The following is an 18,929-nucleotide window of genomic DNA, read 5'->3' as shown; positions in this document are numbered from 1 at the left end:
GCCGATGTCCCCACTGACCCGACGAACGCTCATCGCCGGCGGCATCGCGAGCGCCGGCGTGACGGTCCTCGCTCCCACCACCGCGAACGCCATCTCCTACCCGTTCACGTTGGGCGTCGCCTCCGGTGAGCCCGCCGCGGACGGCTTCGTCATCTGGACGCGTCTGGCGCCCAGCCCGCTCAACGCCGACGGCCTCGGCGGCATGGGCAGCGCCTCGGTCGCGGTGGAGTGGCAGGTCTCGACGGACCAGCGGTTCACCCAGATCGCGCGCAGCGGCACGGCGACCGCCACGCAGTCGTGGGCGCACAGCGTGCACGTCGAGGTGACCGGCCTGCAGCCCGGCCGCGAGTACTTCTACCGGTTCCGCGCCGCCGGGCACATCTCCCCCGTCGGCCGCGGCGTCACCGCACCCGCGGTCGGCACGAGCCCGTCGCTGACCATGCTGTTCGCGTCCTGCTCGCACTTCGAGGAGGGCTACTTCACCGCGTACCGGCGGATGGCCGAGGAGAACCCGGACCTCATCCTGCACCTGGGCGACTACATCTACGAAGGCGCGGCGACCACCACGAAGGTGCGCAAGTTCGCGCCCGGCGTGGAGATCGCGGGCCTGGCCGACTACCGAGTGCGGCACGCGCAGTACAAGACGGACGTCGACCTCCAGGCCGCGCACGCCGCCGCGCCGTGGCTGGTCGTGTGGGACGACCACGAGGTCGAGAACAACTACGCGGACCTGGTGCGCGCCAACACGTCCCCCGCCGGCGACTTCAAGGTCCGGCGTGCGGCGGCGTACAAGGCGTACTACGAACACATGCCGCTGCGCGCCGCGCAGGCGCCGGTCGCGGAGAACATGCAGCTGTACCGCCGGGTCCGGTGGGGCAGCCTGGCCACGTTCCACATGCTCGACACCCGCCAGTACCGCGACGACCAGGCGTGCGGGGACGGCACGAAGGTGTGCCCGGAGGCCGACGACCCGGCACGCACGCTGCTCGGCGCCACGCAGGAGACGTGGCTGCTCGACGGGATGCGGCAGAAGCTCGGCACGTGGGACTTCCTGGGGCAGCAGGTGTTCTTCGCGCAGAAGCTGGCCTCGGCGGACGGCGCGAAGTCGATGGACTCGTGGGACGGCTACAGCGCCAACCGCGGCCGGTTGCAGCGCGGATGGGACGCGGCGGGCCTGCGGAACACAGTCGTGCTGACGGGTGACGTGCACCGTTCGTGGGCCGCCAACCTGATGAACAACTACGCCACGCAGGACCGGATCGTCGGCACCGAGCTGGTGACCACGTCGATCACCTCCGGCGGCGACGGCAACGCGACCGACACCGGCCTGTCGAGCCTCAACCCGCACGTGAAGTTCTACAAGAACCTGCGCGGCTACGTCCGCACCGTCACCTCGCCGACGCAGATGAATGTCGACTTCCGCTTCCTCGACCGGGTCACCATGCGCGACTACCCGGTCCGGACCTTGCAGAGCTACGTCGTCCAAGCAGGCAACCCGGGATTGCAGGCGCCATGAACAAGTCGACCCAGAAGAACGTGGCACAGAAGAACGTGGCACGGATGGTCGCGGCGCCGGTGATCGCGGCGCTCATGCTGGTGGGAGCCGCCGGAACCGCGTCCGCCGCGGTCGCGTGGATCGCCGCCAACAGCACCGCCACCGGCGACCAGGACAACGCCGCCGTGGCCGCGGTGCGCAACGGCTGGACCGCCGTGGTGTGGGAGGACGACCGCGACGACGCCACGCCCACCGACCCCGTGCACAGCGACGTGTGGGTCCGCCTGTTCAAGGACGGCGTGTCCCGGTACGAGAAGAAGCTGTCCACCAGCGGCACGGGCAACTGGCGGCACGTGCAGCCGGACGTGGCCGTGCACGAGAACGGCACCGCGGTCGTCGTGTGGGCCGACGACGGCGAGGGCAACGGCTTCTACAACATCCAGGTGCGGGAGCTGAACACGAGCGGCACCGTCACCGGGTCCGCGCGGGCCAACGCCAACACCGACGGCCAGCAGCTGAACCCGGCCGTCGCCGCCGACCCCGACGGCACCGGTTTCGCCGTGGTGTGGGAGGACAAGCAGACCTCCACCAACGCGACGGTGCGCGTCGCCGGCTTCGCCTCCGTGACGTCGAAGACCTACGAGGCCCAAGTGCACGCGGCGGGCGGCACCCACCAGCGGCCGGACGTGGCCATGGGCGCGGCCGGCAACGCCATCGTCGTGTGGGACGAGGACGGGGACGGCAACGCCTTCTTCAACATCGGCCGCAAGATCCTGACCCCGTCGGGTGGCGTGAAGGTCGCCCAAGGCGCCGCCAACGCAAGCGGCGACGGCCAACAACGACGCCCGGTCGTGGCGGCGAACTTCAACGGCGACCACACTGTGGCTTGGGAGACCGACCACACCGGTGTCGCGCAGGTGGGCGTGCGCTCGTTCGCCGCCGGCGGGGCCGCTCGGACGGCGGTGGACACGGTGGTGGCGGGGACCGACCCGCAGATCGGCATCGACGACCAGCTCAACGTGGTCGTGTCGTCGGTCGAGGCTCAGGACGTGGTGACGCAAGGGCTCAACGCGGACGGCACGGTCACGGGCAGGCTGCCACGCCAGGCGACCGTCTCGACGGCCACGGGCAGGCAGGACGAACCCGCGCTCGGCGTCGACGCGTGGGGCCAGATCACCGTCGTCTACACCGACGACAACGACGGCAACGGCTTCGACCAGATCTACCTGGGCACGGGTCTCGTCAACAGCACTTGGTGACACACCACAACCATCCACAACGGACTATCAGCGAAATCCCAGCCGTCCACATCGGACCCGGAACCGACCGCAGAGGCCCGATTTGACATGGGTTCGGGTGCTTTAGGCTGGTCGAAGCCGGGCAGGCTTGGCGGGCGCTCTTTCCGCCAGGCCTGCCCGGGTTTGGCCTGCCTGGAGTGCCCGTAAGGGCCCCATGTCAAATCGAGCCGGGGCCGACCACCGAGGGGCTTGCAAAGATCAAAAGCCAAAAGATCAAAAGCATGTCCTCGCCGGACGGGCAGATCAACAGGATGACCCCAACTGCCCTGGTTCTGTGTCCGGGTCCGTTGTTGGTCCGGGTTTCGTGTCATCCCACCGACCTCCCTCCGGGCTACCACACGCGTCAAGGGGGGCGCGGCCAACAGTGCAGGCCGCGGGTATCGGTGAACACGCGCCCCCCTTGACACGTGCGGTAGGGCAAAGCCAGGTCGGCGGGATGACACGAAGCCCTCCTTTAGGGAGAAAGGCGTGCCAGTGGACGGTGCGGGTGTGGCGGGGTTAGTGGTCGGCTTCGTACTGCTTTGCCAGGCGTTTGGGGGCGCGGGACAGCCAGGCTTCGGTCAGGAGTTCTGTTAGCTCGTCCGGCGCGATCTCGTCCAGTCGGACCAGGATCGCGGGGTAGCCGTCGAAGTGCGGGGTGGTGAAGTAGACGGCCGGGTTGTCGGCGAGAAGGGCTTCCTTGGCGCCGAGGTCGGGGACGCTGGCAGCGAGGATCGGGCCGTTCGGGGCGGTGGGGCCGAGGGCGGTCAGGTCGGCCTTGCGCAGTGGGCGGTCCCAGGCGAAGGGTTTGTCCTTGACGCGCCACGCCGGGCGTTGGTCGTACGAGGGGCGTTCGGTTACCTCAGGCAGCGCCATGGCGATGCGCTGCACGTCATCCCAGGTGGCCATGGGGCGACGATAGACCCGTCGGGTGGAATTGGTCGTTGGCGTGGCCAACGGGTTGAGGTAACGTTGGTGAGGCCAACATTGGTGAGACCAACGGAGTGATGATGATCAAGCCCTTTGTCCTCGACGTGCCGCAGACCGACCTGGACGACTTGGCCGATCGGCTGGCGCGGACGCGGTGGCCGGAGGAGCTGCCCGATGCGGGGTTCGACTACGGGTTTCCCTTGGCGGAGGTCAGGGCGTTCGCCGAACGGTGGCTGGACGGGTACGACTGGCGGCGGCACGAGGCGGAGTTGAACGCGTGGCCGCAGTTCACGACGGAGGTCGACGGGCAGCGCGTGCACTTCCTCCACGTCCGCTCGGCGAAGGAAGACGCGTTGCCGTTGGTGTTGATCCACGGCTGGCCGGGGTCGGTGTTGGAGTTCCTGGACGTGATCGAGCCCCTGTCGCGGGACTTCCACCTGGTCATCCCGTCGATCCCCGGTTTCGGGTTGTCCGGGCCGACGACGTCGCGCGGGTGGGACGTCCATCGCGTGGCGCGGGCGTTCGCCGAGGTGATGGGCAGGCTCGGGTATCGGCGGTACGGGACGCACGGTGGGGACTGGGGGTCCGGGATCGCCAGGGCGATGGCGGTCGCGGCGCCGGAGAACGTGGTGGCGGTGCACGTGAACTACCTGCCGACGCCGCCGGTCGAGGGGGTGGGGTTGTCCGAAGAGGACAGTCGGCGGTTGGAGCGGATCAAGGGCATGATGCGCAACCGGCCCGGGTACCAGGTGCTGCACGGGACCCGGCCGCAGACGGTGTCCTACGCGTTGACGGACTCGCCGGTCGGGCAGTTGGCGTGGATCGCGGAGAAGTTCGTCGAGTGGGTCGAGCCGGGCACGAGGATCGACGTCGACCGGGTGCTGACCCACGTGACGTTGTCCTGGCTCACCGGGACGGCGGGGTCGTCCGCCCGGTTGGTGAAGGAGACGGGGATCGTGAGCAACGACTGCCCCGCGCCGTTGGGGGTGGCGGTGTTCGCGCACGACATCGTGCTGTCGGTGCGGCCGCTGGCGGAGCGGGCTTATCGGATCGAGCACTGGAGCGAGTTCTCCCGGGGCGGGCACTTCGCGGCGATGGAGGTGCCGGAGTTGCTGGTCGGGGACATCAGGGAGTTCTTCACGGGCCGTGCGTGACCCCCGATCGGGGGACTTACTTCCACCGACCCCCTAGGTAGAGTTAGACCATGGTCGGTTCACGGCGAGGCCCCAGGATGACGCTTCCCGCGCAGCTCGTGCTGGGCGTCCTGCTGGAAGATCCCGCGGTGGCGCGGTACGGGCTGGAGATCTGCCAGGTCGCCGGGCTGCCGAGCGGGACGGTGCACCCCATCCTGGCCCGCCTGGAGCAGTGCGGGTGGGTCACCAGCCGGTGGGAGGACGTCGACCCGAGCGAACGGGGGCGTCCCCGGCGCCGGTACTACCTGCTCGACCCCGACAGCATCGCCCACGTCAGAGCAGCCCTGGCCCGGGCCAGGACGCCGGTCTCCCGGCTGGCACTGCTGCGACCGCACGCGGCAGGTGGGACGTGACCAGGCGGCGGCGGCTCGCCCACATCAGCGCTCTCGCGCGTGAGCTGGAGACCGCGTTGGACGGCAAGCTCGACCGCATCCTCGACCGGAAGTCGGCGCACGAGCTGGCGTTGGAGCTGCGCCGGGCGATCGAGCGCGGCCGGGTGTTCGACGACGTGCGGCTGTTCGAGGTGTACGAACGGGTGCGGGCGCTGGAGTCTGCGGTGGAGGTGAACTTCCGGGCCACCACCAGCTTCGCACCGCTGCTGGCCGGCGCGCGGTCGATCCGGGTCGGGCTGGAGGAGATCGAGCGGACCTCCGTCGAGCCCGGTTCGGCGAGCCGGGTGGTCGAGGTGGCGGTCGCGGTGCTGCCGGCGCACCACCAGGCCCGGTACGGCGAGGAGTTCCGCGCCGAGCTGGCCGACCTGCCCCGCCACAAGCGGATCCCGCACGCGATCGGGTTGGTCAGCCGGTCGTTGCTGTTGCGGCGCGCGCTGCTCGACGCGCGGGCGACGAAGTCGGCGCGGCGATGAGCATCGCGCCGGACGTGGTGACGTGGGCGCTGCGGCGGCTGCGGCCCGTGCGGCACGCGCCCGGTCCCGAGCACCGGTCCATCCTCGTGGTGGACATCGCGGGCTTCGGGCGGTGGCACGACCCGGCGCAGATCGAGGCGCGGCACGCGCTCACCCACGCGGTGCGCACCGGGTTCCGCGCGGCCGGGGTCAGGTGGTCCGACCTGGCCGTGCAGGACCGCGGTGACGGGATGATGGTGCTGGTGCCGGCGGGTGTGTCCAAGTTGGACCTGCTCGACCCGGCCATCCCGCGGCTCGTGGCGGCCCTGCGGCAGCACAACGGGACCGTCGCGCCGGAGCTGCGCATCCAGGTCCGGGTCGGCCTGCACGCGGGCGAGGTGCACCGCGACCCGCACGGCTGGGTCGGGACCGACCTCAACACGACCTGCCGGCTGGTCGACAGCCCGCCGGTGCGGGCACGGCTGGTGGACCACGCGGTGCTCGTGGTGTCGGAGGTGATCCACCAGGGCGTGGTGCGCCACGGCTACCGCCGGGTCGACCCGGCCTCGTACCGCCCGATCGAGGTCGCGGTGAAGGAGGTCCGGGAGCGGGCCTGGGTCACGACCCGGTTCTAGACGACGAGGGAGACGCCGGTCGCCGTGACCACCAGGGCGACCGCGCCGTCCAGCACCCGCCACGCCGAGGGCCGGGTGAACGCGCCGGACAGCCAGCGGGCGCCGAACCCGAGGGCGCTGAACCACAGCACGCTGCCCGCGATCGCGCCGGCCGCGAACCACCACCGGTCGCCGCCGAACCCGGTGGACGCCGTGCCCAGCAGCAGCACCGTGTCCAGGTACACGTGCGGGTTGAGCCAGGTCAGCGCCAGGCACGTGACGATCACCGCCGCACCCGCCTTCGCCGCACCCGCGGGCTCCAGCGCCGACGGCCGCAGCACCCGCCGTGCCGCCAGCACGCCGTAGCCGACCAGGAACGCCGCGCCGACCCACCGCACCGCCGTCAGCCCCTCGGGCCACGCGGTGAACACCGCGCCGACACCGCCGACGCCGAGCGCGATGAGCAGCGCGTCCGAGCCCGCGCAGATGGCCACGATCGCGGGCACCTGCTGCCGCAGCACGCCCTGGCGCAGCACCAAGGCGTTCTGGGCGCCGATCACGACGATGAGGGACAGTCCGGTGCCGAGCCCGGCGAGCAGCGCGTAGGTCACGACCTCGACGGTAGGAAGACGGCCGTGATAAGGCCAGCTACGTTTTCTTACGTATCATTAGCGCTCGTGATGCTCGATCCCGAGTGCGTGCGCACCCTCCTGGCCGTCGTGGACGAGGGCACCTTCGACGCCGCCGCCAAAGCCCTGCACGTCACGCCGTCGGCCGTGAGCCAGCGGATCAAGCTGCTCGAACAGCGCACCGGCCGCGTGCTGCTGGTCCGCGCCAAGCCCGCGCGGCTCACCGACTCCGGCGCGGTGATCGCCCGGTACGGGAGGCAGCAGGCGTTGCTGGACCGCGACGCGCGCGAGGCGCTCGGCCTGATCGAGGACCCGACGCCGATCCCGGTCGCGGTCAACGCCGACTCGCTCGGCACCTGGTTCCGGCGCGTGGTCAAGGAACTGGCCGCCGACGAGGGCCTGGTGCTCACCGTGCGGCGCGACGACCAGGACCACACCGCCGAGCTGCTGCGCCAAGGTCTCGTCGTCGGCGCGGTCACGTCGTCGCCCCGGCCGGTGCAGGGCTGCGTCGTCCGTCCACTCGGGAGCATCCGCTACCACGCCGTGGCCACCAAGGCGTTCACCCGGCGCTGGCTCGCCGACGGGCAGCCGCTGCACGACGCGCCGGTGATCGTGTTCGACGAGAAGGACGACCTGCAGGACCGGTTCTGCCGCGAGCTCTCCGGCCACAACGCCTCCGCGCGCCGGCACCACCTGCCCGACGGTCACGTGTTCGAGGACGCCGTGGTCGCGGGCGCGGGCTGGGCGCTGCTCACCGAGCACCAGATCGCCGCGCACCGCAGGCTCGTGCACCTGGCCCCCGACCGGCCCGTGGACGTGCTGCTGCACTGGCAGCAGTGGAAGCTCGACTCGCCGCCGCTGGCCCGCGTCGCCGACGCCGTGTTCCGCGCGGCGGCAGCGGAACTGCACTGAACTACACCCATCGGTGATGTACGTGTGAGCGGTTCGCCGGTCGTTCACCGGCCGGCCGCCCGACCATCACCACGCAGTGTCCGCACGTCCCTACTGTCTGCGAAGCCCTCATTGCCGTCGTTCGAAGGACGAAGGGTTACGCATGTCAGGACGCAGAGCTCCCCTGGCGCTGCTCGCCACCGGCGTCGTCACCGCCGCCGCCCTCACCGCCATCGCCTCCTCCGGGCACGTGCCGGCCGCCTCGGCCGCCACCACGACGTTCACCCCCACCGCCGACACCCACGTCGACAACTCCACCACCGGCACGAACTACGGCACGTCCGGCCAACTCGGCGTGGACGGCTCGCCGATCAAGCGGATGTTCCTGAAGTTCACCGTCTCCGGCGTCTCCGGCACGATCGGCAGCGCGAAGCTGCGGCTGCACACCGACGACGTCACGGGCTCGAACAGCCCGGCCGGCGGCTCGGTCCGCGCCATGACCGACACCACCTGGTCCGAGACCGGCGTGACCTGGAACAACCAGCCCGCCATCGACGGCGCCACGCTCGACGCGCTCGGCTCCGTCGCCCGCAACGCCTGGTACGAGGTCGACGTCACCGCGCACGTGCGGGCCAACGGCACCTTCAGCTTCGGCGTCACCTCCACCAGCACCGACGGCGCCGACTACGACTCGCGGGAGACCGGCGCCACCGCGCCGCAACTCGTGATCACCACCGGCACCACCACGACGACCACCACCACTCCCCCGGCCGCCGGTGACCCCGTGCTGGTCGGCGCGGGCGACATCTCGAACTCCGGCTCGGGCGACACCGCCACCGCCGCGCTGCTCGACACCATCCCCGGCACGGTCTTCACCACCGGCGACAACGTCTACAGCAACGGCACCGCCACCGAGTTCGCCAACTACTACAACCCGACCTGGGGCAGGCACAAGGCCCGCACCCGCCCGTCGCCCGGCAACCACGACTACGGCACCAGCGGCGCGACCGGCTACTACGACTACTTCGGCACGCTCGCCGGCCCGTCCGGTCGCGGCTACTACTCCTACGACCTCGGCAACTGGCACATCGTGTCGCTCAACTCCAACATCAGCATGTCGGCGGGCTCGGCGCAGGAGCAGTGGCTGCGCGCCGACCTGGCCGCGAACACCAAGCCGTGCACGGCGGCGTACTGGCACCACCCGCTGTTCACCTCCGGCGCCAACCACGCGCCGTCCACGGCGACGCGCCCGCTGTTCCAGGCGCTGTACGACCACAACGCCGACGTGGTGCTGTTCGGCCACAACCACCAGTACGAGCGGTTCGCGCCGCAGAACCCCAGCGGCGGCCTCGACACCACCCGCGGCATCCGCACGTTCGTCGCGGGCATGGGCGGCGCGAGCCACTACGGCTTCGGCACCATCCGACCCAACAGCGAGGTCCGCAACAGCACCGCGTACGGGGTGCTGAAGCTGACCCTGCACAGCACCGGCTTCGACTGGCAGTTCGTGCCCGTGGCGGGCCAGACCTTCACCGACAGCGGCACCACCGCCTGTCACTGACCCGCTGACCGCCGCGCCCGGTCGTCCCCCGACCGGGCGCGGCACCTGCCCGTCCCCGGAGGTGCGCCGTGTACCTGTCCACCATCACCAGACCCAAGACCGCAGGCTGGAAAGGCATCAGCGCCAACGTCTTCGCGCTCGGCGCGGTCAGCCTCGTCACCGACGTCTCGTCCGAGATGGTCACCGCCGTCCTGCCGCTCTACCTGGTCGTCGGGCTCCAGCTCAGCCCCGCCGCCTACGGCGTCATCGACGGCGTCTACACCGGGGCCACCACCCTGCTCCGGCTCGTCGGCGGTTTCCTCGCCGACCGGACCGACCGGCGCAAGGGCGTGGCCGGGATCGGCTACGCGCTGTCGGCCGCGGCCAAGGTCGGGTTGCTGCTGGCGGGCAGCTCCACCGCCGCGCTCGGCGCGGTGATCACGCTCGACCGGGCGGGCAAGGGGCTGCGCACGGCGCCGCGTGACGCGCTGATCACGCTGTCCACGCCCGCCGGGGACCTCGGGCGGGCGTTCGGCGTGCACCGGGCGATGGACGGGCTGGGCGCGTTCGCCGGGCCGCTGGTGGCCCTGGCCGTGCTGGCGCTGGCCGGTGAGTCGTTCGACTCGGTGTTCATGACCAGCTTCTGCGTCGCCGCCCTCGGTGTGGTGATCCTCGTGCTGTTCGTCCGCGACCACCGGTCGCCCGTGCCGTCCGAGCCGGTGCGGGTCAAGGCGGTCGGCGGGCTGTGGCGCGACGGCGGCGTGCGGCGGGTCGTGCTCGCCGCGTCGCTGCTGGGGTTGGCCACGATCGGCGACGGGTTCGTGTACCTGCTGCTGCAGAAGCGCGAGGGCCTGTCGATCGGGTGGTTCCCGCTGCTCGCGGTCGGCACGAGCCTGGTGTACCTGCTGCTGGCCGCGCCGCTGGGCGCGTTGGCCGACCGGGTCGGGCGGCTGCCGGTGATGCTGGGCGGGTACGTGGCGTTGGGCGCGGTGTACCTGCTGCTGTTCGGTCCGCTGGGCGGGTGGGGCCTGGTCGTCGTGGTGGTCGCGCTGTACGGGGTGTTCTACGCGGCCACGGACGGCGTGCTGATGGCGTTCGCCGGGCCGTTGCTGCCGGAGAGGCTGCGCACGACCGGCATCGCGCTGATCCAGAGCGGGCAGGCCTTGGCGTACCTGGGTTCGTCCGTGCTGTTCGGCCTGGCGTGGCAGTTCTGGGGGCCGGAAGCCGCCACCCGGTTGGCCGCCGCCGGCGTCGCGCTCACGTTGGCCGCCACCGTCGCACTCCTGGGGCGCCGCTCATGACCACTCGGGTCCGCCTGCTCGTCACCGCGCTGGCCGCCGTGCTGCTGGCCGCCGTCGCGGTCGGGTACGCCGCGCTGTCCGGCTCCGCGCCCGACGAGGTGGCGTCGACCGCCGTCAGCGGGCCTCGGCTGGTGGTGGTGAGCAACGGCAGGCTGGCCACGGTGTCGCGGTCCGATCCGAGCGGGCCGCGTGAGGTGACCGAGCAGCGGTGCGACCGCGTCTACCGCGCGGGCGGGACGACGTCGTGCCTGCGGCCGGTCGGCGCGTTCAAGGCGGGTGAGCTGGCGGTGCTGGACGCGGGGTTGAACGAGGTGCGGACCGTGCCGCTGACCGGGTTCCCCAACCGCACGCGCGTGTCCCCGAGCGGCCGGATGGTGGCGTGGACGTTGTTCGTCGACGGGCACTCGTACGCGGCGAACGGCTTCTCCACGACCACCGGGATCCTGGACACGAAGACCGGGGCGCTGGTCACCTCGCTGGAGGAGTTCACCTCCACGGTGGACGGCACGGCCGCCACCGCCGTCGACCGCAACTTCTGGGGCGTCACGTTCACCGCCGACGACAACCGCTTCTACGCGACCATGTCCACCGGCGGTCACCGCTACCTGGTGGAAGGCGACTTCGCCGCGCGCACGCTCCGGTCGATCGCGGACAACGTGGAGTGCCCGTCCTTGTCCCCCGACGGCAGGCACATCGCGTACAAGGCGGCGGTGAACGGCGACCCCCAGCAGGGCTGGCGGCTGTCCACCCTGGACCTGGGCACCTTCGCGGTCACCCCGCTCGCGGAGACGCGCAGCGTGGACGACCAGCCGACCTGGCTCGACCAGCGCACCATCGCCTACGGCATCCAGCGCGACGACGGCGTCAACGACGTGTGGGCGGTGCCGGCGGACGGCTCCGGCGCCCCTGCCGTCCTCGTTCCCGAAGCCAACTCACCGGCACCGCCCGACTGATTGGTTTTTGTCTACACTGAAACTATAAAGGCTTTCGCATTCACCGAGCCTGTCCGGTGGACACCACCGGCCCAGCGGCGTTCCCCCGCGCAGCGGGTTCCTGGTCTGGACCTTTGATGGGAGAATCGAGGCCTGACAACGTTGTCAGGCCTCCTACCCCTGCCGGAGGTTCAGATGCGTCTCCGCTCCGCGGCTGTCGCCGCACTCACCCTCGCCGCGCTCGCCGTCCCCGTCCACACCGGCACGGCGCATGCCATCACCGATCCCGCGCAGCACGTCAACCCGTTCGTCGGCACCAAGCCCGGCGGCCCCGACTTCGGGCACGGTGGCGGCGCGGGCAACACGTTCCCCGGCGCCGTCGCGCCGTTCGGCATGCTCCAGTGGAGCCCCGACACGGTGACCCACCAGCACGGCGGCTACCACTACGACGACAACCGCATCCGCGGCTTCAGCCTGACCCACCTGTCGGGGCCGGGGTGCAGCGACTTCGGCAACGTGCCGATCATGCCGTCCCTCGGCACGACCCCCGCGGCCTACTCGACGTTCTCCCACGCCAACGAGCAAGCGTCACCCGGCTACTACTCCGTCCGCTTCGACAACGGCATCCGCACCGAGCTGACCGCCAACCCGCGGTCGGGCGTCGCCCGCTTCACCTACCCGGCCGGGCAGCGGGCCTCGCTCACCGTCGACGCCGCCCGCGCGTTCAACGCGGCCAGCGGTTCGATCACCATCGGGACCGACAGCCTGTCCGGCCACACCGACAGCGGCGGGTTCTGCGGCACGGGCAACCGGTACCGGCTGCACTTCCACATCACGTTCGACCAGCCGTTCGCCTCCACCGCCACGATCGCGAACGGCCAGGTGACGCCGGACGGCCGCGCGGTCGAGGGCAGCAGCCCCGGCCACGTGCCGGCCTCGCCCAAGACCGCCGGGACGCAGCACGTGCCCGCGCCGTCGACCACCGCCCAGGACGTGCGACCGTTCGCCGCGTCGGCGTTCGTGTCGTTCAACGCCACGACGGTCACCGCACGGGTCGGCATCTCGTTCGTGAGCGTCGACAACGCCAGGGCGAACCTGGCCGCCGAGACGGGCACCCGGTCGTTCGACGAGGTCCGGACGGCCGCCCGGACGGCGTGGAACGGGTGGCTCGGCCGGATCGACGTCACCGGCGGCACGGCGACCCAGCTGCGCACGCTCTACACCTCGCTGTACCACTCCCTGCTGCACCCCAACGTGTTCAGCGACGTCAACGGGCAGTACGCGGGCTTCGACCGGCAGACGCGCACGACCACGAGAACCCAGTACGCGAACTTCTCCGGCTGGGACGTCTACCGGTCCCAGATCGCGCTGGTCGCGCTGCTGGGACCGCGGGAAGCGGCGGACATCGCGCAGTCGGCGGTGAACCAGGCAGCCCAAGGCGGGTACTTCGACCGCTGGACGGTCGCCAACGGCGGCACGGGCGTGATGAACGGCGACCCGATGGCCATCATCGTGTCGACCGCGCACGCGTTCGGCGGCACGGACTTCGACACGGCGGACGCGTTGCGCCGCATGGTGGCGGGCGTCAACGACATCCGCCAGCGCCCGGGCTGGTTGCAGTTCAACGACTACGGGTACGTGCCGACCGGCCTGGGCGACGTGTGGGGCTCGGCCGCGACCACGCTGGAGTACACCAGCGCCGACTTCGCCATCTCCCAGTTCGCCGCCAGGCTCAACGACACCGCCACCGCGTCGAACTTCCTGCGCCGCGCCCAGAACTGGCGCAGCCTGTTCCACTCGGGCAGCAAGTACCTGCAGCCGCGCAACACCGACCTGACGTGGCCGGGGTTCAGCCCGACGCAGGAGAACGAGTACGTCGAGGGCAACGCCGCGCAGTACACGTGGATGGTGCCGTACAACCACCGCGGGCTGTTCGACGCGATGGGCGGCAACGCCGCGGTCACGTCCCGGCTCGACACGTTCTTCACCGAGCTGAACGCCGGGCCGAAGAAGCCGTACGCCTACCTGGGGAACGAGCCGACGCTCAACACGCCCTGGGCGTACGCGTACGCGGGTGCGCCGCACAAGACGCAGGACGTGGTGCGGCGGGCGTTGACGTCGCTCTTCCCGCCCACGCCCGAGGGCATCGTCGGCAACGACGACCTGGGCGAGATGTCGTCCTGGGCGGTGTGGGCGGCGCTGGGCCTGTACCCGCAGGCGCCCGGGCGGGCCGAGCTGGTGCTGGCGAGCCCGCAGTTCCCCACCACGACGATCAAGCGCGGCAACGGCGCCACGATCACCATCACGGCCCCGAACGCCTCTGACAGCGTGAAGTACGTCCAGTCGTTGCGCGTCAACGGCGTGGCGTCCGGCAAGCCGTGGGTGCCCGCGTCGTTCGTCGCGTCGGGCGGCACGCTGGACTTCACCCTGGGCGCCACGGCCTCGACCTGGGGCGGCGCCGCGGCCGACGCGCCGCCGTCGTTCGACGTGGGACCCGACCCGGCGCGGTCCGGCGCGGTGGTCGGGTTGGCGAGCAAGTGCGTGGACGGCGAACCGGCGGGCCCGACCGACGGCGCGCCCGTGCGGCTGTGGGACTGCAACTCCTCGGCCGCGCAGCAGTGGACCCTGGCGTCCGACGGCACGCTGCGGGCGCTCGGGCGGTGCCTGGACGTCAGCGGCAGCGGCCGGGTCGACGGGACCAAGGTGCAGCTGTGGACGTGCAACGGCACCGGCGCCCAGCAGTGGTGGCCCCAAGGCTCGACGTTGGTGAACTCGCCGTCCGGCAAGTGCCTGGACGTGCCGAACAGCAACGCCGTGAACGGCGTGCAGCTGCAGATCCACGACTGCAACGGGACCGGCGCGCAGCAGTGGCGCCTGCCCTGACGTTAAATTGGCCGGTCGCCACGGCTCTCCCAACACGTGGCGACCGGCCGTTGACACCGCGAGGCGACTACTTGACGCCGCCTGCGGTCAAGCCTGCGATGATCCTCCGCTGGAACATCAGCACCACCACGACCAGCGGCACGGTCACGATCACGCCGGCGGCCATCTGCGTGCCGAACGGCTGGTCGAAACCGTACGCCCCGGTGAACCGGGAGATCGCGACGGTAGCAGTTTGCATCGTGCTGTCGTTGACCATCGACAAAGCGATGATGAACTCGTTCCACGCCGCGATGAACGTGATGATCGCGGTGGTGAAGATGCCGGGCGCGGCCAGCGGCAGGATCACCTTGCGGAACGCCTGGCCGCGCGTGCAGCCGTCGATCATCGCCGCCTGCTCCAGCTCCTCCGGCATCTGCCGGAAGAACGCGGTCAGGTTCCACACCGCCAGCGGCAGCGCGAACGACAGGCTCGGCACGATCATCGACTGGTAGGTGTTGATCCAGCCGATGTCGGTGAACAGCGACAGCAGCGGCACCAGCAGGGAGATGCCGGGGAACATCGAGGTGGCGATGATCAGCGCCGCGACCGCGTTCTTGAACCGGAAGTGCAGCCGGGCCAGCGCGTACGCCGCCGACACGCCGATGACCAGCGTGAGGATCGTGGTGACGCCCGCGACGATCAGGCTGTTGAGCAGCGACCGGCCGAACCCGACGGCGGGCGAGAACACCGCGGTCAGGTTGTCGAGCGAGAACGGCGCGGGCAGCGCCGTCAGCTCGAACTGGTCGGACGGGCGGCGGAACGCCGACACCGCCATCCAGTAGAACGGCGCCAGGCAGTAGACCAGGATCAGCCCGAGCCCGCCGAACGTCAGCACCCGCTTCCACAGCGTGCCCGAGCCCTGCGCGGCGGCGGTCATTTGCGCGCCCTTTCCCTAGCGGCGCCGATGACGTCCGCGCCGAGCAACCGCACGAACACCAACGCGGTGACAGCCACGTAGACGAACAATATCGTCGCGTACGCGGCGGCGGGTCCGAACCGCAGACTCGACGCCTCGTCGAAGGCCACCATCGACAACGTCTCCACCGACTCCTTGCGGCTGCCGATGAGCACGAACGGCAGGTCGAACATGCGCAGCGCGTCCAGCACCCGGAACAGCACGGCCACCAGGAGCGCGGGCTTCACCAGCGGGAGCGTGATTTGCCAGAACTGCCGCCACGGCGACGCGCCGTCGACCCGGGCCGCCTCGTAGACGTCGTTCGGGATGATCTGCAGCCCGGCGAGCACCAGCAGGCCGACGAACGGCGCGGTCTTCCACACGTCCGCGAGGATGACCGCGAACTTCGCCTGCCAGCCCTCGGTGGTCCACAGGATCTGCTGTCCGATCATCGCGTTCGCCACGCCGTCGGCCTGGAAGATCCAGCGCCACAGCAGCGCGGAGACCGCGGTGGGCACGGCCCACGGCACCAGGATGCTGGCCCGCACGATGCCGCGCCAGCGGATCGCGTGGTGCATCACCAGCGCCATGCCGACACCGAGCAGCACCTCCAGCGTGACCGTGATGACGGTGAACACCGTGGTGTTGCCGAACGCGTTCCAGAACCGGGCGGCGGACTCGCCGACGAAGATCGCGGTGTAGTTGTCGACACCGACGAACCGCGCGCCCTCGACGACGAACCCGCTCTCGTCGAGGTCGGTCCCCTCCCGGAACACCGACTCGCGCAGCGCCGCCACCAGCGGGTACCCGACCACCAGGCCGAGCACGACGAACGTCGGTGACAGCAGCGCCGCGGCGAGTCGCCCCGCGCCCGAGGTCGCACCCCGGGCGCGGCGGGCGACCGCCGTCACTTAAGGAGCTCCTGCAACTTGGTCTGCAGCTCCTTCAGCGCCACGTCGCTGGTCCTCTCACCGGTCAACGCGGCGTAGGCGGCCTCCTGGATCGCCTGCGTCACGTCGCCGTAGCGGACGGCCTGCGGGCGCGGCTTCGCCGACAGGATCGACTCCTTCAGCGTCGGCAGGTACGGGAACTGCTTGATCAGCTCGGCGTCCTCGTACAGGCTCGCCAGGGTCGGCGCCTGCGAGGTGGCCAGCAGGTTGGAGCGCTGCGCGGTCTCGCTGGTGAAGAACTTGATGAAGTCCAGCGCGGTGGCCTTGTTCTTGCCGAACGCGGAGATGGCGAAGTTGTGGCCGCCGAGGGTGGAGCTGCCGGGGCCGTTGAGGCCGGGCAGGGGCGCGACGTCGAACTTGCCGGCGACCTGCGAGGAGCCGTCGGCCTTGCCGGCCAGGCTCCACTGGTAGGGCCACTGGCGGTGGAACAGGAGCTCGCCCGCCTGGAACGCGCGGCGGCCCTCCTCTTCCTTGTAGGTGATGGCCTTCTGCGGGATGATGCCCTGCTGGAACCCGGTGACCAGGGCGTCCAGACCGGCCTTCGCCTCGGGCGAGTCGACCACGGCCTTGCCGTTGGCGTCGACCACGTCACCGCCCGCGGAGTGCACGGCCTCGTCGAAGTTGACCGTCAGGCCCTCGTACTTCTCGAACTGACCGGCGTAGCAGCCGATCGCGGGCTGGGTCGCCTTGACCGCCTGGCACGCGGTGGTGAGCTCGGCCCACGTCTTCGGCGGCTTCTGGCCCGCCGCGTCGAGCAGGTCCTTGCGGTAGTAGAGCAGGCCGCCGTCGGAGTACACCGGCGCGGCGTAGAGCTTGTCGCGGTACTGCGCGGTCTTCACCGCGGGCTGGAGGAACTTGTCCAGCTCGAACTGGTCGGCGGGCAGTTCGACGACCCAGCGGTTGGCCGCGAACTCGGCCGTCCACACCACGTCGAGGTTGAGGATCGTGTACGCGTCGGACTTGACCTGCGCGTTCTGCACCATCTGCTGGCGCTGGGCGTCCGCGGACTCGGGCAGTTCGATGATCCGGACCTGCTCGTTCGCGTGCGAGGCGTTCCACTCGTCGACGAGCTTCTGCATGTTGCCGGAGGTGTCCTTGCCGGTGGCGAACGTGACCTCGCCCCGACCTTCGAGCGCACCGCTGGGCTGCTCGCCGCCTTGGTCCCCTCCGCTGCCGCACGACGCGAGGAGGACTGCCACACCCAGCGCCGCGGTTGCCCGCGCCGCCGTTGTCCGAACGCCCATTACCGAGACTCCCATTCGTTCAGGTCCTGCTCTGTCAAGCGGATCGGGGCACTGCCGCGGCTGATGATCTCGCCGGGCAGCAACACGCCCCGATCGCTGGTCGCACTGGCGGTGCTGTCCAGGAGGTCCACCGCGGTGCGGGCGAACCTCTCGACGGGTTGCCGCACCGAGGTGAGCCCACCGTCCACAACAGACGCCAACGGCGAGTCGTCGAAACCCGTCACCGCGACGTCCGTTCCCGGCCGGAGGCCCCGGCGGCGCACTTCACGGTGCACACCTACCGCAAGCGGGTCGCTCACCGCGATCACCGCGTCCGGCAGGACTTCGGAGTCCAGCAGGTCTCGCATCGCCGCACCGCCCGCCTCGACGGTGTCCGCCTCCGCGAACACGATCCGATCCGCGGGCAGGTCGAGGGCCCTGCAACCGGCCTTCCAGCCACGCAACCGTTCGACGTTCTGCGCCGTCGCCCCACGCCAACCGACGAACGCGATGCGACTGCGGCCCAAGTCGTGCAGCCGGTCGACGAGCCGGTAGCACACGGCCGCGCCGTCCAGGTCCACCCACGGTCCAGGCTGGTCGTCGTTCCCCGTGCGTCCGAAGGACACGAACGGCACATCGTGATCCGCCAACCACCGGTGCCGCGGATCCTGGTCCACCGTGTTGGCAAGCACAAACCCATCCACCGCTCGTTGTGCCACGAGGTCGGCGTAGGCATCGACCGCACCCGTTCCGGTGAACAGCAGCACGTGCCGCCCGGACCCCTCCACCTCCGCGGTGAGCAGGTGCAGGAACCGGTCCAGGAACGCGCTGGGCGTGCTGGTGATCGGAACGCAGTAGCCGATGAGGCCGGCCCGGCGTGCGGCCAGGTTGCGCGCGTTGCGGTTGGGCCGGTAACCGAGCGCCTCGACCGACGCGCGGACCCGCTGCCGCGTCGCCGGGTCCACCCGGTGCGGCGCGTTGAGCACGTTGGACACGGTCTGGCGGGAGACACCGGCGTGCAGCGCCACCTGGCGGATCGTCACCGGACCGCCGGGACGCGCCATGGCCTGCTCCCTCCCCCTGTTTCGCGCTCGTGTCACATCGGTTACGGAGCGCACCCACCTGACCACTCCACTGCCCGTTTGACCGCTCAAAATCGGCGGTACTGTGTCGCGGGCCACAGCACCGTGTCAAGGAGTGGGAAGCCTGCGTGACCGGACCGCAACTTCTTCGCGCCGACTTAACGCAAGACGCAAACCTCCACCAACACCCCCACCCACACCAACCCACACC

General features: G+C 70.7%; 17 protein-coding genes. 11 read left to right on the top strand and 6 right to left on the bottom strand.

The window, feature by feature from the left end:
* Positions 1-4: 4 nt before the first annotated feature.
* Both ADK67_RS34635 and ADK67_RS34630 read left to right on the top strand, forming a co-directional pair.
* Positions 5-1,516 (top strand): alkaline phosphatase D family protein, encoded by a 1,512-nt coding sequence (locus ADK67_RS34635; protein ID WP_053720779.1) that lies wholly within the window; start codon positions 5-7, stop codon positions 1,514-1,516.
* Entirely contained in the window at positions 1,513-2,754 is a 1,242-nt protein-coding gene (locus ADK67_RS34630; protein WP_231648489.1) for a hypothetical protein, read from the top strand. The genes ADK67_RS34635 and ADK67_RS34630 overlap by 4 nt, the downstream gene beginning before the upstream one ends.
* A gap of 537 nt (positions 2,755-3,291) precedes the next feature.
* Here the strand turns inward: ADK67_RS34630 and ADK67_RS34625 are convergent.
* Complete coding sequence (locus ADK67_RS34625) at positions 3,292-3,681, bottom strand: MmcQ/YjbR family DNA-binding protein (protein WP_053720778.1); 390 nt, start codon at positions 3,679-3,681, stop codon at positions 3,292-3,294.
* A 101-nt stretch (positions 3,682-3,782) separates the two neighbouring features.
* On the opposite strand from ADK67_RS34625, the gene ADK67_RS34620 reads away from it, so the two are divergent.
* From ADK67_RS34620 to ADK67_RS34605, 4 genes are all read left to right on the top strand, one after another.
* Positions 3,783-4,856, top strand: coding sequence for an epoxide hydrolase family protein (locus tag ADK67_RS34620; RefSeq protein WP_053720803.1), 1,074 nt, complete (start codon positions 3,783-3,785; stop codon positions 4,854-4,856).
* A 77-nt stretch (positions 4,857-4,933) separates the two neighbouring features.
* The gene (locus tag ADK67_RS34615) at positions 4,934-5,248 is read left to right on the top strand and encodes a PadR family transcriptional regulator (protein ID WP_053720777.1); all 315 of its coding nucleotides are present in this window, start codon (positions 4,934-4,936) and stop codon (positions 5,246-5,248) included.
* Complete coding sequence (locus ADK67_RS34610) at positions 5,245-5,760, top strand: hypothetical protein (protein WP_053720776.1); 516 nt, start codon at positions 5,245-5,247, stop codon at positions 5,758-5,760. Before ADK67_RS34615 ends, ADK67_RS34610 begins: the two co-directional genes overlap by 4 nt.
* Entirely contained in the window at positions 5,757-6,374 is a 618-nt protein-coding gene (locus ADK67_RS34605) for a hypothetical protein (RefSeq protein ID WP_082404260.1), read from the top strand. The genes ADK67_RS34610 and ADK67_RS34605 overlap by 4 nt, the downstream gene beginning before the upstream one ends.
* Here ADK67_RS34605 and ADK67_RS34600 read toward each other — a convergent pair.
* Positions 6,371-6,964 carry a LysE/ArgO family amino acid transporter gene (locus ADK67_RS34600; RefSeq protein ID WP_053720775.1) on the bottom strand — a complete coding sequence of 198 codons (594 nt, stop codon included), beginning with the start codon at positions 6,962-6,964 and terminating at the stop codon, positions 6,371-6,373. The two genes, ADK67_RS34605 and ADK67_RS34600, sit on opposite strands and share 4 nt — an antisense overlap.
* A 69-nt stretch (positions 6,965-7,033) precedes the next feature.
* Here ADK67_RS34600 and ADK67_RS34595 point away from each other — a divergent pair, with 69 nt between their 5' ends.
* From ADK67_RS34595 to ADK67_RS34575, 5 genes are all read left to right on the top strand, one after another.
* The gene (locus ADK67_RS34595; protein ID WP_053720774.1) at positions 7,034-7,894 is read left to right on the top strand and encodes a LysR family transcriptional regulator ArgP; all 861 of its coding nucleotides are present in this window, start codon (positions 7,034-7,036) and stop codon (positions 7,892-7,894) included.
* A 142-nt stretch (positions 7,895-8,036) separates the two neighbouring features.
* Positions 8,037-9,434, top strand: a complete 1,398-nt coding sequence (locus ADK67_RS34590; protein ID WP_053720773.1) for a CBM96 family carbohydrate-binding protein — start codon at positions 8,037-8,039, stop codon at positions 9,432-9,434.
* Between the two features lie 68 nt (positions 9,435-9,502).
* Entirely contained in the window at positions 9,503-10,714 is a 1,212-nt protein-coding gene (locus tag ADK67_RS34585; protein WP_157621119.1) for an MFS transporter, read from the top strand.
* Positions 10,711-11,667 (top strand): PD40 domain-containing protein, encoded by a 957-nt coding sequence (locus tag ADK67_RS34580; protein ID WP_053720772.1) that lies wholly within the window; start codon positions 10,711-10,713, stop codon positions 11,665-11,667. The genes ADK67_RS34585 and ADK67_RS34580 overlap by 4 nt, the downstream gene beginning before the upstream one ends.
* A 174-nt stretch (positions 11,668-11,841) precedes the next feature.
* On the top strand, positions 11,842-14,529 hold the full coding sequence (locus ADK67_RS34575) for a lectin (RefSeq protein WP_063797829.1): 2,688 nt from the start codon (positions 11,842-11,844) through the stop codon (positions 14,527-14,529).
* 67 nt (positions 14,530-14,596) lie between these two features.
* Here the strand turns inward: ADK67_RS34575 and ADK67_RS34570 are convergent, their stop codons facing one another.
* Genes ADK67_RS34570 through ADK67_RS34555 form a run of 4 tightly spaced genes read right to left on the bottom strand, consistent with a single transcriptional unit; the run spans position 14,597 to position 18,700 of the window.
* Entirely contained in the window at positions 14,597-15,445 is an 849-nt protein-coding gene (locus ADK67_RS34570) for a carbohydrate ABC transporter permease (RefSeq protein ID WP_053720771.1), read from the bottom strand.
* Positions 15,442-16,374 carry a carbohydrate ABC transporter permease gene (locus ADK67_RS34565; protein ID WP_053720770.1) on the bottom strand — a complete coding sequence of 311 codons (933 nt, stop codon included), beginning with the start codon at positions 16,372-16,374 and terminating at the stop codon, positions 15,442-15,444. The genes ADK67_RS34570 and ADK67_RS34565 overlap by 4 nt, the downstream gene beginning before the upstream one ends.
* The gene (locus tag ADK67_RS34560) at positions 16,371-17,657 is read right to left on the bottom strand and encodes an ABC transporter substrate-binding protein (protein ID WP_053720769.1); all 1,287 of its coding nucleotides are present in this window, start codon (positions 17,655-17,657) and stop codon (positions 16,371-16,373) included. Before ADK67_RS34560 ends, ADK67_RS34565 begins: the two co-directional genes overlap by 4 nt.
* A complete protein-coding gene (locus tag ADK67_RS34555; protein ID WP_053720768.1) occupies positions 17,657-18,700 on the bottom strand; it encodes a LacI family DNA-binding transcriptional regulator in 1,044 nt (347 codons plus the stop codon). Before ADK67_RS34555 ends, ADK67_RS34560 begins: the two co-directional genes overlap by 1 nt.
* Positions 18,701-18,929 lie beyond the last annotated feature (229 nt).

It is taken from the genome of Saccharothrix sp. NRRL B-16348, from assembly GCF_001280085.1.
In the GTDB taxonomy this organism is placed as follows: domain Bacteria; phylum Actinomycetota; class Actinomycetes; order Mycobacteriales; family Pseudonocardiaceae; genus Actinosynnema.
Note: the sequence above shows the minus strand (reverse complement) of the source record. Positions and strands in the feature narration are given on the sequence as shown.

What these genes read in the sequence shown, in the direction of transcription:
- ADK67_RS34555 (WP_053720768.1), bottom strand. Translation starts at nt 18,700, where the DNA reads ATGGCGCGTCCCGGCGGTCCGGTGACGATCCGCCAGGTGGCGCTGCAC.
- ADK67_RS34575 (WP_063797829.1), top strand. Translation starts at nt 11,842, where the DNA reads ATGCGTCTCCGCTCCGCGGCTGTCGCCGCACTCACCCTCGCCGCGCTC.
- ADK67_RS34605 (WP_082404260.1), top strand. Translation starts at nt 5,757, where the DNA reads ATGAGCATCGCGCCGGACGTGGTGACGTGGGCGCTGCGGCGGCTGCGG.
- ADK67_RS34615 (WP_053720777.1), top strand. Translation starts at nt 4,934, where the DNA reads ATGACGCTTCCCGCGCAGCTCGTGCTGGGCGTCCTGCTGGAAGATCCC.
- ADK67_RS34595 (WP_053720774.1), top strand. Translation starts at nt 7,034, where the DNA reads ATGCTCGATCCCGAGTGCGTGCGCACCCTCCTGGCCGTCGTGGACGAG.
- ADK67_RS34635 (WP_053720779.1), top strand. Translation starts at nt 5, where the DNA reads ATGTCCCCACTGACCCGACGAACGCTCATCGCCGGCGGCATCGCGAGC.
- ADK67_RS34560 (WP_053720769.1), bottom strand. Translation starts at nt 17,657, where the DNA reads ATGGGCGTTCGGACAACGGCGGCGCGGGCAACCGCGGCGCTGGGTGTG.
- ADK67_RS34580 (WP_053720772.1), top strand. Translation starts at nt 10,711, where the DNA reads ATGACCACTCGGGTCCGCCTGCTCGTCACCGCGCTGGCCGCCGTGCTG.
- ADK67_RS34630 (WP_231648489.1), top strand. Translation starts at nt 1,513, where the DNA reads ATGAACAAGTCGACCCAGAAGAACGTGGCACAGAAGAACGTGGCACGG.
- ADK67_RS34620 (WP_053720803.1), top strand. Translation starts at nt 3,783, where the DNA reads ATGATCAAGCCCTTTGTCCTCGACGTGCCGCAGACCGACCTGGACGAC.
- ADK67_RS34570 (WP_053720771.1), bottom strand. Translation starts at nt 15,445, where the DNA reads ATGACCGCCGCCGCGCAGGGCTCGGGCACGCTGTGGAAGCGGGTGCTG.
- ADK67_RS34625 (WP_053720778.1), bottom strand. Translation starts at nt 3,681, where the DNA reads ATGGCCACCTGGGATGACGTGCAGCGCATCGCCATGGCGCTGCCTGAG.
- ADK67_RS34590 (WP_053720773.1), top strand. Translation starts at nt 8,037, where the DNA reads ATGTCAGGACGCAGAGCTCCCCTGGCGCTGCTCGCCACCGGCGTCGTC.